Annotated in this window: 15 protein-coding genes and 1 rRNA gene; 13 read left to right on the top strand and 3 right to left on the bottom strand. The window is 70.7% G+C overall.

From position 1 onward, the window contains the following. Positions 1-151: 151 nt before the first annotated feature. The 8 genes from rrf to ACFC79_RS12985 all read left to right on the top strand — a co-directional run bounded on the left by rrf (position 152) and on the right by ACFC79_RS12985 (position 6,843). Positions 152-268 (top strand): 5S ribosomal RNA (gene rrf, locus ACFC79_RS13020). A 71-nt stretch (positions 269-339) separates the two neighbouring features. Further along, positions 340-984, top strand: a complete 645-nt coding sequence (locus ACFC79_RS13015) for an HAD family hydrolase (RefSeq protein WP_376238920.1) — start codon at positions 340-342, stop codon at positions 982-984. A 54-nt stretch (positions 985-1,038) separates the two neighbouring features. Further along, positions 1,039-2,247, top strand: coding sequence for an MFS transporter (locus ACFC79_RS13010; RefSeq protein ID WP_376238917.1), 1,209 nt, complete (start codon positions 1,039-1,041; stop codon positions 2,245-2,247). Beyond that, positions 2,216-3,388, top strand: coding sequence for an acetoin utilization protein AcuC (locus tag ACFC79_RS13005; RefSeq protein WP_376238915.1), 1,173 nt, complete (start codon positions 2,216-2,218; stop codon positions 3,386-3,388). Before ACFC79_RS13010 ends, ACFC79_RS13005 begins: the two co-directional genes overlap by 32 nt. A gap of 680 nt (positions 3,389-4,068) precedes the next feature. After that, on the top strand, positions 4,069-4,281 hold the full coding sequence (locus tag ACFC79_RS13000; protein WP_376238913.1) for a helix-turn-helix domain-containing protein: 213 nt from the start codon (positions 4,069-4,071) through the stop codon (positions 4,279-4,281). 109 nt (positions 4,282-4,390) lie between these two features. Further along, a complete protein-coding gene (locus tag ACFC79_RS12995; protein WP_003948845.1) occupies positions 4,391-4,489 on the top strand; it encodes a 30S ribosomal protein bS22 in 99 nt (32 codons plus the stop codon). 185 nt (positions 4,490-4,674) lie between these two features. Continuing rightward, on the top strand, positions 4,675-5,772 hold the full coding sequence (locus ACFC79_RS12990) for an NAD-dependent epimerase/dehydratase family protein (protein WP_376238912.1): 1,098 nt from the start codon (positions 4,675-4,677) through the stop codon (positions 5,770-5,772). A gap of 15 nt (positions 5,773-5,787) precedes the next feature. Next, positions 5,788-6,843 (top strand): lysophospholipid acyltransferase family protein, encoded by a 1,056-nt coding sequence (locus ACFC79_RS12985; RefSeq protein ID WP_376238909.1) that lies wholly within the window; start codon positions 5,788-5,790, stop codon positions 6,841-6,843. Positions 6,844-6,969: 126 nt separating this feature from the next. Here the strand turns inward: ACFC79_RS12985 and ACFC79_RS12980 are convergent, their stop codons facing one another. From ACFC79_RS12980 to ACFC79_RS12970, 3 genes are all read right to left on the bottom strand, one after another. Further along, positions 6,970-8,157: a DUF5667 domain-containing protein gene (locus ACFC79_RS12980; RefSeq protein ID WP_376238907.1), complete on the bottom strand. Its 1,188-nt coding sequence runs from the start codon at positions 8,155-8,157 to the stop codon at positions 6,970-6,972. Positions 8,158-8,504: 347 nt separating this feature from the next. Continuing rightward, positions 8,505-9,281: an ECF subfamily RNA polymerase sigma factor, BldN family gene (locus ACFC79_RS12975; RefSeq protein ID WP_376238905.1), complete on the bottom strand. Its 777-nt coding sequence runs from the start codon at positions 9,279-9,281 to the stop codon at positions 8,505-8,507. Positions 9,282-9,657: 376 nt separating this feature from the next. Next, positions 9,658-10,776 carry an HAD family hydrolase gene (locus ACFC79_RS12970; protein WP_376238903.1) on the bottom strand — a complete coding sequence of 373 codons (1,119 nt, stop codon included), beginning with the start codon at positions 10,774-10,776 and terminating at the stop codon, positions 9,658-9,660. 185 nt (positions 10,777-10,961) lie between these two features. On the opposite strand from ACFC79_RS12970, the gene ACFC79_RS12965 reads away from it, so the two are divergent. From ACFC79_RS12965 to ACFC79_RS12945, 5 genes are all read left to right on the top strand, one after another. Beyond that, positions 10,962-11,237: a glutaredoxin family protein gene (locus ACFC79_RS12965; RefSeq protein ID WP_376238900.1), complete on the top strand. Its 276-nt coding sequence runs from the start codon at positions 10,962-10,964 to the stop codon at positions 11,235-11,237. A 272-nt stretch (positions 11,238-11,509) separates the two neighbouring features. Further along, on the top strand, positions 11,510-12,277 hold the full coding sequence (locus tag ACFC79_RS12960; protein WP_376238898.1) for a redox-sensing transcriptional repressor Rex: 768 nt from the start codon (positions 11,510-11,512) through the stop codon (positions 12,275-12,277). Continuing rightward, on the top strand, positions 12,274-13,767 hold the full coding sequence (locus ACFC79_RS12955) for a glutamyl-tRNA reductase (protein WP_376238896.1): 1,494 nt from the start codon (positions 12,274-12,276) through the stop codon (positions 13,765-13,767). The genes ACFC79_RS12960 and ACFC79_RS12955 overlap by 4 nt, the downstream gene beginning before the upstream one ends. Then, positions 13,764-14,750 (top strand): hydroxymethylbilane synthase, encoded by a 987-nt coding sequence (gene hemC, locus ACFC79_RS12950; RefSeq protein ID WP_376238893.1) that lies wholly within the window; start codon positions 13,764-13,766, stop codon positions 14,748-14,750. The genes ACFC79_RS12955 and hemC overlap by 4 nt, the downstream gene beginning before the upstream one ends. Then, positions 14,747-16,417 (top strand): uroporphyrinogen-III synthase, encoded by a 1,671-nt coding sequence (locus ACFC79_RS12945; protein WP_376238891.1) that lies wholly within the window; start codon positions 14,747-14,749, stop codon positions 16,415-16,417. Before hemC ends, ACFC79_RS12945 begins: the two co-directional genes overlap by 4 nt. Positions 16,418-16,506 lie beyond the last annotated feature (89 nt).

Here is a 16,506-nt window from a genome sequence, read left to right as displayed (position 1 = left end):
TTGATAGGCCGGATGTGGAAGCCTGGTAACGGGTGGAGCTGACTGGTACTAATAGGCCGAGGGCTTGTCCTCAGTTGCTCGCGTCCACTGTGTTGGTTCTGAAACAATGAACTGCCGTGTTGTTGTCCGGTGTTTGTTTGTTTCATAGTGTTTCGGTGGTCATTGCGTTAGGGAAACGCCCGGTTACATTCCGAACCCGGAAGCTAAGCCTTTCAGCGCCGATGGTACTGCAGGGGGGACCCTGTGGGAGAGTAGGTCGCCGCCGGACTCCTTTTGTGGGAAGCCCCGTGCCCTTGTGGCACGGGGCTTCTCTGCGTTCTGAGCGTCTACTCTCGGACCATGCGCTACGAACTGGTCATCTTCGACAACGACGGTGTGCTCGTGGACAGCGAGCCGATCTCCAACACGATCCTTGCCGAGTACCTCACGGAGCTCGGTCATCCGACGTCGTATCAGGAAAGCCTTCGGGACTACATGGGGGCCGCCGTGCACCGTGTGCACGATCTCGTCGGGGAGCGGACCGGGGCGAAGCTGCCCGACGACTTCGACGACACACTGCACGCGCGGGTCTTCGCCGCGTTCCAGCAGGAGCTGGAGCCCGTCCCCGGTGTCACCGATGTGCTGGCGGGACTCGTCGCCGACGGTGTGGCCTACTGCGTGGCGTCGTCCGGCAGTCATGAACGGATCAGGGTCGGACACCGCAAGACCGGGCTCGACCAGTGGTTCGAGGAGGACTGGATCTTCAGCGTGGACGATGTCGGGCGCGGCAAGCCGGCTCCCGACCTGTTTCTGCACGCCGCCGAGCGGATGGGGGTCGCTCCCGAACGGTGCGTCGTCATCGAGGACAGCCCGCTCGGGGTGGAGGCCGCCAGGGCCGCGGGGATGGATGTGTACGGGTTCACGTCGATGATGCCGGCGGACCGGCTCACCGGGGTGAACGGGTACTTCTCCGACATGAGTCAACTGCGGGAATTGCTCGCGTGATCTCTCTACCCATGGGTAGAGAGTGGCCCTACGCTCGCGGCCATGACAGTGGCCATGACAGACGCTCGGCTGCGGCACGGCAGGGCCTCCCTCACGCTGAGCTTCTTCGTGCAGGGCGTCACCTTCGCTCTGCTCGTGACTCGGATACCCGCGATCCAGGACCGGTACGGGATATCCGACGCGCTGCTGCCGGTGTTCCTGGCGGCGGTGCCGATCCTCGCCGGTGTGGGCAGCGTGGTCACCGAGAAGGTGGTCGTGCGGGTGCGGCCGGGCATCGTACTGCGGTGGGCGCAGCCCGTGGTGATGCTCGCCCTGCTCGGTGCCGGAGCCGGTAGCGCACTGTGGGAGGCGGCGCTGACGCTCGGGGTGTTCGGGCTCTCGGTCGGGGCGCTCGACGCTTCCATGAACATGATGGGAGTCAGCCTCCAGCGGGCCCATGGGCGCTCCATCATGCTGGGCTTCCACGCCGCGTACAGCCTGGGCGGGATTGCCGGGGCGTCCATGGCGTGGGCGGGGGCGCACTGGGATCTCTCGCTGCTGGTGTCGTACCTGCCGGCGGTGGTGGTGCTGCTGCCTGCCGCGTTCGTGGGCAGCAGGTGGTACGCCGAGGGCGGGGCGGCGGACGGGATGCCGGTGGAGGGGCCGGGCAAGGGGGCTGCCGCGTCGGTGTCGTTCAAGCTGCTGATGCCGCTCTGCCTGGTGATGAGCTTCGCGTACATCGGGGACTCGACCGTTTCCAACTGGAGTGCCAAGTACCTCCAGGACGTGCTGGGCGGCTCGGAGCAGATGTCGACCGTTCCGTACAACCTCTACATGGTGACGACGCTGCTGGGGCGGACCGTCGGGGACCTCGGGGTGCGGCGGTTCGGGGCGGTGGCCGTGGTGCGGTTCGGGAGTGTGCTGGCGGCCGCCGGGTTCGTCGTGGTGGCGGCGGCCGGCGGGGCGTGGGTCGGGATGCTCGGCTTCACGATGCTGGGGCTCGGGCTGTGCGTGATCGTGCCGCAGACGTTCGCCGCCGGGGGGCGCATGTTCCCCGGGGCGAGCGACACCGCAGTCGCACGGCTCAATGTCTTCAACTACGTGGGGTTCCTTGTCGGGTCGCCGCTCGTGGGGGCGCTGGGGGACGCCTGGAGCTACCGCGGGGCGATGCTCGTGCCGATGGTGCTGGTGCTCGCGACGCTCGTGTACGCCAAGTCGTTCGGTGCGTCACCCGCCCGATACGGTGGCGGGCATGAGCGGCCGCGCACAGCTGATGTGGGATGACGCAGTAACGGGATACGACTTCGGGGAGAGTCACCCGATGGACCCCGTGAGACTGGCCCTGACGATGGGGCTGGTGCGGGCGTTCGGCCTCGACCGTCTGGTGGACGTGGTGTCGGCCAGGCCCGCCGGGGAGTCCACGCTGCGGCTGGTGCACCGCGAGGACTACGTGGCCGCCGTGCGCGCCGCCTCCGCCGATCCGAGGCATGCGGACCAGAACTACGGGCTCGGGACCGTCGACGATCCGGCGTTCGCGGGGATGCACGAGGCGTCGGCGCTGATCGCCGGTCAGTCGGTGGCCGCCGCCGAGGCCGTGTGGCGGGGGGACACCGCGCACGCCGTGAATTTCACGGGCGGACTCCACCACGCCATGCCGGGCGCGGCCGCGGGGTTCTGCGTGTACAACGACCCGGCGCTCGCCATCGCGCGGCTGCTGGAACTGGGGGCCGAGCGGGTCGCGTACGTCGATGTGGACGTGCACCACGGCGACGGGGTGGAGGCGACGTTCCGTGAGGACCCGAGGGTCCTCACCGTGTCGCTGCACGAGCATCCGCGAACTCTCTTCCCGCATACCGGCTGGCCGCAGGAGACCGGGGTGGGGGCGGGCGAGGGCAGTGCGGTGAACGTGGCGCTCCCGGCCGGTACGGGGGACGCGGGGTGGCTGCGGGCGTTCCATGCCGTGGTGCCGGAACTGCTGGCGGACTTCCGGCCGCAGGTGCTCGTCACCCAGCACGGGGCCGATACGCACTTCGAGGACCCGCTCGCCCATATCGCGGTGTCGCTGGACGCCCAGCGGGCGGTGATGGCGGCCTGCCACGACCTCGCCCACCAGTACGCGGAGGGCGGGCGCTGGGTCGCGCTCGGGGGCGGCGGTTACGCGGTGGTCGACGTGGTGCCGCGTTCCTGGACGCATCTGGTGGGGATCGCCGCGCACGCGCCGGTGGACCCCGAGTCGGTGATCCCGTCCTCGTGGCGGGACGAGGTGTACGCCAGGACCCGGCAGCTGGGGCCGGCCCGGATGACGGACGGTCGCACGCCCTCCTGGAGGGCGTGGGAGGAGGGGTACGACCCCGCGGACCGGTTGGACCAGGCGGTGCTGGCGACCAGGCGGGCGGCGTTCCCGCTCCGGGGACTGCTGGCCTGAGGCGGGCCGTGCCCGGGGCCCCGCCCGGCCGGGGGCCGTGCTCCGGGACCGGGGTTGTCGGGACCGGGCGGCCGCATCCCGTGCCGCGTTTCTACGCAGGATCGGCAGACGCCTTGTCGGCGGAGGACTGTTCCGTACTCACCTCCGCGCAGGGGTGATGTGTCGACATGACGACCCGGTTCCGTGTACGCGCGTGCCGCCCGGCGACGTATGGGGAGTCGCGATGGTGTGCGGGCGAGGCGCACGGGCTCCCCGTGATCGCACCGGCGCACACACCCACTCGTCACTGCCTCACGGGGTGCCCCGAGCCTGCCGCGGACGGGCGCCGACGGCCTTCCGAGCCGGTCGTACGGGATCGGGTTCGGGCCTGCGGGCCAGGTCAGACGGGGTATCGAGGCGATCGGTGCGGTGGCGGCGGACATTTGGGCGCGGTCCGTCGGGAAGGCCGAGGGCCGGCGCCGGCCGCCGTTCCGATTCGGCGACTTCGTACCATCCGCTCATCGGCCACCGCCCACTCGCTATGTACTCAATCGGGTGTGTCTGTCACGGTAGGCGGCCGATGGCCTCTCCTCTTCCCCACTCGCATCACCCGCCCCTAACCTGGGGAGTGAGCGCACAACGACGAAGAGTCACCGGAGGGGAAGCCGGTGCGCGTCTCGTGCGGAAGGTACAGGTGAGTCATGGCTGCTGGCAGCGAGAGGCCTCTCAACGAGGTCAAGTTCCTGACCGTGGCGGAAGTCGCCGCGGTCATGAGGGTGTCGAAGATGACCGTGTACCGTTTGGTGCACAGCGGTCATCTGCCGGCGATCCGGGTGGGCAGGTCCTTCCGGGTTCCGGAGCAAGCGGTTCACGAGTATCTCCGCGAGTCCTTTGTAGGGATGGAATCCGCCTGATATTCGCCTCGGATTACGTCCCTCACGCGGTGGCGGGTAGGCTAGGCCGACGTAGGTCGTGTGGGCCCAGACGCCCCGCACCAGTGAAGAGAAGTGAGCGAGGGTAGTCGTGGGCTCTGTTATCAAGAAGCGGCGCAAGCGGATGGCCAAGAAGAAGCACCGCAAGCTGCTCAAGCGCACGCGCGTTCAGCGTCGCAACAAGAAGTAGGCGAACGCAGTTCGTGAATCCGCAGCCCTCCCGCCGAAGTGGCGGGAGGGCTGCGGTGCGTTGCGGGGCGGGTGCCCGCATTCGGGCCAAAGACTCGACACCGGCCCGCGGAGAGGGCGGCACGGGGCAACATCCACCCGCTACGGTGACGGCCAGGGGAAACCTTTCGACGGAAGGCGCTGATCTTGGGGAAGGTCGTGCTGGTCACGGGAGCGGCCCGGAAGCTGGGCGGCCGCTTCGTGCGGCGCATCCAGCGTGATCCGGAGGTGGACCGGGTGATCGCCGTCGACGCGGTCGCGCCCGGTCATCGGCTGGGCGACGCCCAGTTCGTGGCGGCGGACATCCGCCAGCCCGCTATCGGCAGAGTCCTCGCGGAGCACGCGGTCGACACGGTCGTCCACCTGGACGTCTCGGCGAAGGCGGTCGGTACGGGGGGCGGCCGGACGGCGGTCAAGGAGACCAACGTCATCGGCACCATGCAACTGCTCGGGGCCTGCCAGAAGACCCCGAGCGTGCGGCGGCTGGTGGTCAAGTCCAGTACGAATGTGTACGGCTCCGCGCCCCGCGATCCGGCGGTCTTCACCGAGAACACTCCGCCCAAGTCCCTGCCCGGCGGGGGCTTCGCCAAGGACGTGGTGGAGGTCGAGGGGTATGTGCGGGGCTTCGCGCGCCGCAGGCCGGACGTCGCCGTGTGCGTGCTCAGGTTCGCGAACATCCTGGGACCGGAAGCGGATTCGCCGCTCGCCGACTACCTGTCGCTGCCCGTGCTGCCGACGGTGTTCGGGTACGACCCCAGGCTCCAGTTCGTGCACGAGGACGATGTCGTCGACGTCCTGGGCATCGCCTCGCGCGAGCCGAGGCGCGGGACGTTGAACAGCGGCACCTTCAACATCGCCGGGGACGGCGTGCTGCTGCTCTCGCAGTGCGCGCGGCGGCTGGGGCGGCCCACGATGCCGTTGTTGCTGCCTGCCGTCACCTGGGTCGGCCAGGCGCTGCGCAGGGCCGGTATGACGGACTTCTCGCCGGAGCAGATCCGGTTGCTGACCCACGGCCGGGTGGTCTCGACGGTCCAGATGCGCGAGACACTGGGCTTCGACCCGGAGTTCACCACCGCGGAGACGTTCGCGCAGTTCGCGCTCAGCCGGGGGGCCGGACTGCTGCCGCCGGAGGCGGTGGGCCGGGTGGTCGACAGACTGGCCGCCGGGGTGTTCGCCGGGCCGTCCGGCGAGGTTGTGCGGATCACCGGGGCGGACGGCACGTCCCCGACCCCCGGCGCCAGGTAGAGGAGCGCATCGACGATGGCGGACGCCAAGATCATCCCGTTCGACGACGACCGTTCGCGGTCGGGCGGCTCACCGCGCTCCGCGCGACGCCGGTCCGCCGACGCGCACGCCACCGCCTCCGCGGTCGGCACCGCGGCCGTCAGCGCCCTTCCCGGGCAGCTGGACGCCGAACCGCCGGAGCAGGACCCGCGGGACCCCGGACGGGCCGAGGGCGCCGAGCGGGCCGGGGACGGCGGTTGGGAGCGGCGGATCGCCGGAGGGCTCGCGTTCCTGCGGCGGCGGGTCACCGGCGAGTACGACGTCGACGAGTTCGGGTACGACGAGGAGCTGACCGATCAGGTCCTGATGTCGATGCTGCGGCCGCTGTACGAGAAGTACTTCCGGGTCGAGGTGAAGGGCATCGAGAACATCCCGTCCGAGGGCGGCGCGCTGATCGTGTCCAACCACTCGGGGACGCTTCCCCTCGACGGGCTGATGCTCCAGGTCGCGGTGCACGACAACCATCCGGCCGGGCGGCACCTGCGGCTGCTCGCCGCCGATCTGGTCTTCATGCTCCCGGTGGTCAACGAACTGGCCCGCAAGGCCGGGCACACGCTGGCGTGCACGGAGGACGCGGAGCGGCTGCTGGGCCGGGGCGAGATCGTCGGGGTGATGCCCGAGGGCTTCAAGGGCATCGGCAAGCCGTTCGGCGAGCGGTACAAGCTGCAGCGCTTCGGCCGGGGCGGCTTCGTCTCCACGGCGCTGCGGGCGGGGGTGCCGATCGTTCCGTGCTCGATCGTGGGGGCGGAGGAGATCTACCCGATGATCGGCGAGTCGAAGACCCTGGCCCGGCTGCTGGGCTTCCCGTACTTCCCGATCACCCCGACGTTCCCCTGGCTGGGGCCGCTGGGGGCGGTGCCGCTGCCGACGAAGTGGACGATCCAGTTCGGCGAGCCGATCTCCACGAGCGGGTATCCGCTGGAGGCGGCGGACGATCCGATGCTGATGTTCAACCTGACGGATCAGGTGCGGGAGCAGATCCAGCACACGCTCTACAAGCTGTTGGTGCAGCGCAGGTCGGTGTTCTTCTGATCCGTTGATCCGTGTCGTGCCGCAATGCTTCCCGTGCCGCCATGCCTGTGTGCCGCGACGCTCGACGGCGTCCGGGCCCCGATCGCCGGGCCGGCTCGGGGAGCCCGGCGATCGGGGAGCGATGTGTCAGTCGTTCAGTTCCTCGCTGCTGATTCCCAGGCCCGGGAGCAGGCCGGGGAGGAGCGGGGGCAGGGTCACGTCCGGGGCCCCGGGAGGGCTGATCCGGTCGCCGGTCGACGGGTCGGTGTCCGGGGGCGGCGTGCCGAGGAGGCCGTCCGTACCGCCGGACAGCAGGCCGTCGGCCGGTGTGCTGCCGGAGCCGGACGGGGCCGGTGCGGTGCTGTCGCCCGAGCGGTCCTGCGACGGGCCCGGAGCCGAGGGCGTGGAGTGACCCGTACGGGCCGGTGCGCCGTGCCGGCCGTCGGTGCCCGACCGCTCCGCACCGCTGCTCCCGCCCGGAGCCCGGGGCAGCAGCGACTGCAGGGGTTCGACGTCTTCGTCTATGGCGTCGAACACCGAGCTGACCTCGTCGCCGATGTCGGTGAGTTGCAGGGGCAGGCGTTCGCGCAGGCTGCTCCAGCTGTCGCGGTGCGAGCGGGAGAAGGATTCCAGGGTCTGGATGGGGCCGATGGCGCCGTCCCGCTGATAGGCCGAACGGAGCAGGCGGTGGCCCTCGGTGGCGTCGTGCGTCATGCCGTTGAGCGTGCGCCGGATCTCGCCGAGTTGCTCGTGGTCGAGGTGGCCGGAACGGGCGCGCTCCATCAGGCGGCGGGCCTCGCTGAGCCGGGTCGAGGCCTGGTCGAGGTAGACCTCGCCGCGGTCGGCGTCGCCGCTGGCCATCCCGCGGTGAATGTCCTCCATGCCGCGCTTGAGCCCGTACAGCGAATCACCCGGCAGGGCGTCGGAACTGGCAGCGGCCACCCCGCCGAAGGCCCCCGCCGCGACACCGACGGTGAGGCCGCCGGCCGCGAGGCCCTTCGTCCAGCGTGAGCGCGGGCGCAGCTTCCGGAGCGGGGAGGCCCGGTGGGAGCCCTTCGTCCGCTGTTCGGGCACCGTAGGGCCCGCGGACGCGCTGCCCTCGGCGAGCATGGCCTCCATGGCGGCGACGAGCTGGGCTCGCTGCACCACTTTGACTTCGGGATCCAATTCCGGCCGCGGTAGCTCACCGAGGCCGTTCGCCAGGGCCAACAGCGGTCCGTGGCCGGCCGGTTCGGCCGATGCCTCGGGCTGTGCGGCCGCCGCACGGGGCGGCGACTCCTCCAGGGCCTGGGCGAAGGCGTTCGCCCGCCGGTGTGCCGAAACGTTTGCGATCACTGGCGGCACCTCCTCTCGTCATGACGGTCGACTCCCCTGGGGATCCGGAAGGTTGTACACCTTGAGCGCTTCCACACGAACGAGTGAGTGTCAGCGGACATGGGTGACGACAGGGGGCCTGCAATCGACACAACGACAGGTGCGGCACTTGGGTTACGCAAGAAGGGTGACCGGGCTTTATGTGAATGCGGTATCGCGGGGAGTGACACGTTCGGATGCGGGAACGTTCGTTCGAGATGCCCGGCGGGGGGCCGACCGGGGTGATCGGTCGGGACGGTCCGGGCCGCCTCGGGTGGAGCGGGTTGGTGGAGCGGTGTGGCCGGCGTGGGGAGCGCCGGGCGGGTGGGTCAGCGGGCGTCGTCCGGCAGCAGCCGGGCCAGGGTGCGGACGGCGCGGTACTGCAAGGTCTTGATCGCGCCCTCGTTCTTCCCCATGACACGGGCGGTCTCGGCGACCGAGAGGCCCTGCAGGAAGCGCAGGGTGACGCACTCCTGCTGTTGCGGGTTGAGGCGCCGCACGGCCTGGAGGAGTGCGGCGTTGGAGAGGGATTCGAGGACGGAGTCCTCGGGGCTGCGCTCGACCTCGTTGGCGTCGAGCATCTCGCCGGTGGTCACCTCCAGCCGGAAGCGGCTGGACTTGAAGTGGTCGGCGACGAGGTTGCGTGCGATCGTGACCAGCCAGGCGCCGAAGTCGCGGCCCTGCCAGGTGAAGGTCGAGATGCGGCGCAGGGCGCGCAGGAAGGTCTCGCTGGTGAGGTCCTCCGCCGTCGCCTTGCCCCCCACCCGGTAGTAGATGTAGCGGTAGACGGTGTCGCTGTACTGGTCGTAGAGGCGGCCGAATGCCTCGGCCTCACCGGCCTGTGCGCGCTCGACGAGCTCCATCATGCGCGCGCTGTCACTGTCGGCGGTGGGACGGCGGACGGTGGACGTGGTTGCTGCGCCGCGGCTGCTGCGTCTTCCGACCGCCGCACCGCGTTCGGCCATGGCGTAGCAGGGGCCGACTGGCGCAGGGGTGGCGAATGCGGGCACGGCGTACGCGGTGGGGACGAAGCCGCGCAAGCGGTCGGCGACCGTTGCGCGCAGCGTAGCCAGGCCCGAGGCGTCAACCCCGACGTGTGGGTACACGGGACTCCCAGAGGCAGAGCTTCCATCACGTTCAGTGGGAAAGCCTCACTCTTCGTAGTGAGTGAGGGGTTTCGGAATGCGTCTGAGGAGAATAACGCTTCGTACAGGCAGTGCTACACCCAGTTGCTCAAATCATCGATTCCGTCGCTTCTGTAGCGAATAATCGATGCATCAAGTCGCACGTTGTGACCAGTTATTGATCGAAATACTTCGTGATCTGTCGGTGAGGGCGACGGGTTGTGGCCGAGTGGGCGAAGGCCGACTGGCCGGAGCGGTCGGTGGGTAGGGGGTTTCGAACGGTGGCGGCGTCCGGGCGTGGCCGAGCGGCACCGGGGCGCCCGGAGGCGCGCGGCGTCGTTCGGTGAACAGGTGTGCGTCAGCGCCAGCGGCGGCGGTGCAGGGCGACGGCGGCCGCGGTGCCGCCCGCCAGGGCCCCGACGCCGGCCGCGGCCGGGATGCCGACCTTGGCCGCCTTGCGGCCGGTCCGGTAGTCCCGCAGCCGCCAGTCGAGGGCGCGGGCGTGCTTGCGGAGCTTGGCGTCCGGGTTGATCGCGTACGGGTGGCCGACCAGGGACAGCATCGGGATGTCGTTGTGCGAGTCGCTGTACGCCGCGCAGCGGTCGAGATCGAGTTCCTCGGCCGCCGCCAGGGCGCGGACGGCCTCGGCCTTCGCGGGGCCGTGCAGGGGCTCGCCCACCAGGCGTCCGGTGTAGACGCCGTCGACGGATTCGGCGACCGTGCCGAGCGCGCCGGTCAGGCCGAGGCGCCGGGCGATGATCGTCGCCGTCTCCACCGGGGCGGCGGTGACCAGCCAGACCCGCTGTCCGGCGTCCAGGTGGGCCTGGGCCAGGGCGCGGGTGCCGGGCCAGATGCGGTCGGCCATGTACTCGTCGTAGATCTCCTCGCCGATCGCCATCAGTTCGGAGACGCGGTGGCCCTTGACGATGGACAGTGCGCTGTCGCGGGCGTCCTGCATGTGTTCCGGGTCCTCGACACCGGCCAGCCGGAACCACGCCTGCTGCCAGGCGAACCGGGTAAGTTCGCGGCGCTGGAAGAACTTCCGCTTGTACAGGCCGCGGCCGAAGTGGAAGAGCGCCGCGCCCTGCATCACGGTGTTGTCCAGGTCGAAGAAGGCCGCGGCCCGGTCGTCGCCGGCGACGGGGAAGGGGGGCTCCTCGGCCGCCTCCTCCTTGCCGGCCCGCTTCTCGGACTGCTTCTCCGGCTGCTTCTCGGACTTCTCCGCCCGCCCGCCCGCGTCCGGCCTCGGCGCGGTGTTCCTCGTGCCCTTCGCGGCCCTCGGCTTCTTCGTGCGGGCGGGGGCCGGGACGTCGGTGGTGTCGGACGTGTCGGGGGTCTCGGGGGTGGAGGACCGGTCGTCGGGGTGTTCGCTGCGCAGGGAGGTCTTCCGCGCTGCCTCAGCTGCGGCCTCGCCTGCCAGCACGCTCCGTGCTGTCGCGGGGCGCCTACGGGGTGTGAGCCATCCAAGAGCGGCCATGCCGTGAGCATAGCCACCTGGTCCGTCCCTTCCCGACCTGCCGGGATGCCGTGCCGTGAACTCTTGGGTCCGCTCGGCCGGAGGGCGGTCCGGAGGGTGGGGTGTGAGGGGCGGAACGGGGCTTTCCGGTGCGCGGGTGGGCGGTGTGTGCGGGGCATTGTTGCGCCTCGGCGCAGAATGAATGCATGAGCGCCTTGTTCCGACGTACGAAGAAGAACCCCGCCGACCGGACGGTGACGCTGGTCGGCAAGCCCGGGTGCCACCTCTGCGACGACGCGAGGGCGGTGGTGCGCGAGGTGTGTGCGCAGACCGGTGCGTCCTGGGAGGAGAAGGACATTACGCAGGACGAGGAACTGCACCGGGCGTACTGGGAGCAGATCCCGGTGGTGCTGATTGATAACGAACAGCACACGTTCTGGCGGGTGGACCCGGTGAGGCTGCGTGACGCACTGGGTTCGTGAGTGAAACCCGGTTACCATCGTGGGCGTTTTGAGTGGTCTCGGGGGAGTGCTTGTGAGGAGTGTGTGCCGCTTTGCTCCCTTCGGGTCTGCAACGGACTGATGCCGTCTTCGGTTCCGGGATTGCTCGACGAATACGCGTGACCCCGGTCACGTTGACCGGACAAAACGGACACTATCTTTGTGCACGCGTTCACAAAGACATAGCCTGCATTCGACGGGGCGGTCATGTGACATACGGCCGCCTGCAGCCCCGCTCATCCCGCAGGAGCACCGTGGCAACTGGCCGAACTCACCGACCGGCGACCCGTAGCCGAGGAATTCCCGAGGCCACCGTCGCCCGGCTTCCGCTGTATCTGCGCGCGTTGACCGCGCTCTCCGAGCGATCGGTCCCCACGGTCTCCTCCGAGGAACTCGCCGCGGCGGCGGGGGTCAACTCCGCCAAGCTGCGCAAGGACTTCAGCTACCTGGGCTCCTACGGGACGCGCGGGGTCGGGTACGACGTCGAGTATCTCGTCTACCAGATCTCCCGCGAACTGGGGCTCACCCAGGACTGGCCGGTCGTGATCGTCGGTATCGGTAACCTCGGCGCCGCGCTCGCCAACTACGGCGGGTTCGCCTCCCGCGGCTTCCGGGTCGCCGCCCTGATCGACGCCGATCCCGCGCTGGCCGGGACGCCCGTCGCCGGGATCCCGGTGCAGCACGCAGACGAGCTGGAGACGATCGTCCGCGACAACGGTGTGTCGATCGGCGTCATCTCGACCCCGGCCGGTGCCGCGCAGCAGGTCTGCGACCGGCTCGTCGCCGCGGGCGTCACCTCCATCCTGAACTTCGCGCCGACGGTGCTGTCCGTGCCCGACGGTGTCGACGTCCGCAAGGTCGACCTCTCCATCGAACTCCAGATCCTCGCCTTCCACGAGCAGCGCAAGTCGGTCGAGGACACCGTCGAGGGAACCCCCGACCAGGCCGCACCCCCGGTGCGCCCGGCCGACGGCGACCGCAAGGGACCTGACGGGGACATGCCGGCGGTGATGCCGGCATGAGTCTTCTCGTCGTAGGGCTGAGCCACCGCAGCGCCCCCGTCTCCGTACTGGAGCGGGCCTCGCTGGCTGCCGAGACACAGGCCAAGCTGCTCCAGGACACCCTCGCCGCGGAGCCCGCGGCCGAGGCTGCCGTGCTGGCCACCTGCAACCGCATCGAGCTGTACGCCGACGTGGACAAGTTCCACGCGGGCGTCGCCGAGCTGTCCACGCTCCTCGCCCAGCACAGCGGCGTCGGCCTGGACGAGCTCACTCCGTATCTCTACGTGCACTACGAGGACCGGGCCGTCCACCACCTCTTCTCGGTGGCCTGCGGGCTGGACTCGATGGTCGTCGGCGAGGGGCAGATCCTCGGCCAGATCAAGGACGCGCTGGCCCTGGGCCAGGATCTCCACACCGCCGGACGGCTGCTGAACGACCTGTTCCAGCAGGCGCTGCGGGTCGGCAAGCGCGCCCACAGCGAGACCGGGATCGATCGGGCCGGGCAGTCGCTCGTCACCTTCGGCCTCGAACAGCTCGCGGCCGGGACGGGCGTCACCGACTGGGCCGGGGGCAAGCGCGCCCTGGTGATCGGGGCCGGATCGATGTCCTCGCTGGCCGCCGCCACCCTGGCCCGGATCGGTGTCGCCGAGATCGCCGTCGCCAACCGGACCCGGGCCCGCGCCGACCGCCTCGTCGAGATCCTGGGCCAGCCCGGAGGCGCCGGGGTGATCGCCCGCGCCGTCGAGATGGCCGCCGTACCCGACGAACTGACACGTGCCGACATCGTCGTCTCCTGCACCGGGGCCACCGGCCTGGTGCTCACCGCGGAAGCGGTCGCCGGAGCGCTCGGCCTGCCCTTCGACCCGGTGCACGAGACGCCCGTCGCGTCCGTCCCGGCGCCGACCGCCGACCCCGACCGGCACGCCGCCTGGGTGGAGAACGCGTCCGACGGAACGGTCCGCCAGGCCGTGCGCCGGACCACCGTGCCCGCCCGGAACGCCGGCCCCGTCCGCCTCGCCCTGCTCGACCTCGCCATGCCGCGCGACGTCGACGGCGACGCCGCCCGCCTCGACGGGGTGCGCCTCGTCGACATCGAGTCGCTCGCCGAAGCGTCCGCGGACGCCCCGATGGCCGCCGACGTGGACCAGGTGCGCACGATCGTCGCCGACGAGGTCGCCGCCTTCGGCGCCGCCCAGCGGGCCGCCCACATCACGCCGACCGTCGTCGCGCTGCGCACGATGGCCGCCGATGTGGTCGCGGGCGAGATCGCCCGGCTCGACGGGCGCCTCCCCGGCCTCGACGAGAAGCAGCGCGCCGAGATCACGCAGACGGTGCGCCGCGTCGTCGACAAGCTCCTGCACGCGCCCACCGTGCGGGTCAAGCAGCTCGCCAGCGAGCCCGGCGGTGCCGGGTACGCCGACGCGCTGCGGGAACTCTTCGACCTCGACCCGCAGACGGTCGCAGCCGTCTCCCGGGCAGACCTGAACGACCCGAATCGAGGGCGGTCATGACCGACAACTCACCCCTGGGCACGGATGCCACCCGGCCGCTGCGGCTGGGCACCCGGCGCAGCAAGCTCGCCATGGCGCAGTCCGGCCTCGTCGCCGACGCGGTCAGCGAGGTGACCGGGCGGGCCGTCGAGCTCGTGGAGGTCACCACGTACGGCGACATCTCCCGCGAGCACCTGGCGCAGATCGGCGGCACCGGCGTGTTCGTCGCCGCGCTGCGCGAGGCGCTGCTGCGCGGCGAGGTGGACTTCGCCGTCCACTCGCTGAAGGACCTGCCGACCGCCCAGCCGGAGGGCCTCGTCCTGGCCGCCGTACCGCAGCGCGAGGACCCGCGCGACGTACTGGTGGCGCGGGACGGGCTGACCTTCGCGCAGCTGCCGTCCGGTGCCCGCGTCGGCACCGGCTCGCCGCGCCGCATGGCGCAGCTCAACGCGTACGCCCGGAGCCACGGCCTCGACATCGAGACGGTGCCGATCCGGGGCAACGTCGATACGCGGATCGGATTTGTCCGAAGCGGGGAGCTGGACGCGGTGGTACTCGCCGCGGCCGGGCTCAGCCGCCTCGGCCGGACCGGTGAGGCGACCGACTTCCTGTCGTTCGACACCGTCCTGCCCGCTCCCGGCCAGGGAGCACTGGCGATCGAATGCGCTGAGACCAGCGCGGACCTCGCCGCCGCGCTCGGAGAACTCGACGACCCGGTCACCCGGGCCGCCGTGACCGCCGAGCGTGCCCTGCTCGCCGCCCTGGAGGCCGGTTGCTCCGCACCTGTGGGTGCGCTGGCCGACCTCCTGGTCGACGGACAGGCTGTCACCGAACTGCGCCTGCGCGGTGTCGTCGGTTCCACCGACGGTTCCTCGCTGGTACAGATGTCCACCACCGGTCCCGTTCCCACGTCGCACGACGACGCGGCGGCGCTCGGTCGCGAACTCGCGGCCGAGATGCTCGCCAAGGGCGCGGCCGGTCTTATGGGGGAGCGAGCACTTTGAGCCCCACCGGCCCCGCCGCATCCGACTTTCCGGCCGTGTCCGCTTCAGGGCACGTCACCTTCCTGGGCGCCGGTCCCGGCGATCCGGGACTGCTGACCCTGCGCGCTGTCGAGGCGCTTGCGAGCGCGGACGTCCTTGTTGCCGAGCCGGACGTCCTCGGCGTCGTTCGCTGCCATGCCCGGGCAGGTGTGAGCACACCCGAGCTGACGGTTGTTGACGCACAGTCAACAGCCGCCGGGGTCCCCGTTCTCAGGGATGCGGGCAATCTTGTCATGGAGGCAGCGAAGGGCGGCAGGCGGGTCGTCCGTGCGGTCTCCGGCGACCCGGGGCTGGACGGTGACGCCGGTGCCGAGATGCTCGCCTGCGCCGCCGCCGGTATCCCCTTCGAGGTCGTGCCGGGTGTCGCCAACGTCGTGGGTGTGCCCGCGTACGCCGGTGTGCCGCTGCGTGACACGCAGGGCACCGACGTCCGGTTCGTCGACGCGCGTACCGCCTCGGACCGCTGCTGGACCGAGGTGGGCGCGAGCGATGCCACGGTCGTGGTCTCGACGACGCTGGAGTCGGTGGCCGCCGCCTCCGGCGAGCTGGTCTCGGCGGGCCGTAAGCCCGACACCCCGCTGACCGTGACGGTGGCCGGCACGACGACCCGGCAGCGCACCTGGACGGCGACCCTCGGGACGATCGCCCAGGTCCTGAAGCAGGCGAAGGTCCTTCCGTCGCCGGAGGGCCACCGCCCCGTCATAGCCGTGGTCGGTGAGCGCAGTTCCGCCGCCCAGCGCGATCAGCTCGCGTGGTTCGAGTCCAAGCCGATGTTCGGCTGGAAGGTGCTCGTCCCGCGGACCAAGGAGCAGGCGGCGTCGCTCTCCGACCAGCTTCGTTCCTACGGCGCCGTCCCGCACGAGGTCCCGACGATCGCCGTCGAGCCGCCGCGCACCCCGCAGCAGATGGAGCGTGCGGTCAAGGGCCTGGTCACGGGCCGTTACGAGTGGATCGCGTTCACCAGCGTCAACGCGGTGAAGGCGGTCCGGGAGAAGTTCGAGGAGTACGGGCTCGACGCCCGTGCCTTCGCCGGGATCAAGGTCGCGGCCGTCGGTGAGCAGACCGCCGCCGCGCTCGTCGACTTCGGCGTGAAGCCGGACCTGGTGCCGTCCGGTGAGCAGTCCGCCGCCGGGCTGCTGGAGGACTGGCCGCCGTACGACCCGGTCTTCGACCCGATCGACCGGGTGTTCCTGCCGCGCGCCGACATCGCCACCGAGACGCTGGTTGCCGGGCTCATCGAGCTGGGCTGGGAGGTCGACGACGTCACCGCGTACCGCACGGTCCGCGCTTCGCCGCCGCCGGCCGAGACCCGCGAGGCGATCAAGGGCGGCGGGTTCGACGCGGTGCTCTTCACCTCGTCGTCGACGGTCCGGAACCTCGTCGGCATCGCGGGCAAGCCGCACAACGTGACGGTGATCGCGTGTATCGGCCCGGCGACGGCGAAGACCGCGGAGGAGCACGGGCTGCGCGTCGACGTGCTGTCGCCGGAACCCTCGGTGCACAAGCTCGCCGAGGCCCTCGCCGAGTTCGGTGCGCGGCGCCGGGACGCGGCGAAGGAGGCCGGTGACCCGGTGACCCGGCCGAGCGAGCGGCGTCCGGGGGCGCGGAGGCGTCGTTCGACGACGTGATCCGCCCGCGAGGCGAATGAGGGGTCCGGTTGCTTCGGGGAGCCCGTCGGCCGACAGTGTCCCTGTCGGCCGACGGTGGCCTCCGGCAG

Source organism: Streptomyces sp. NPDC056061, from assembly GCF_042266885.1.
Classification (GTDB): Bacteria; Actinomycetota; Actinomycetes; order Streptomycetales; family Streptomycetaceae; genus Streptomyces.
Note: the sequence above shows the minus strand (reverse complement) of the source record. Positions and strands in the feature narration are given on the sequence as shown.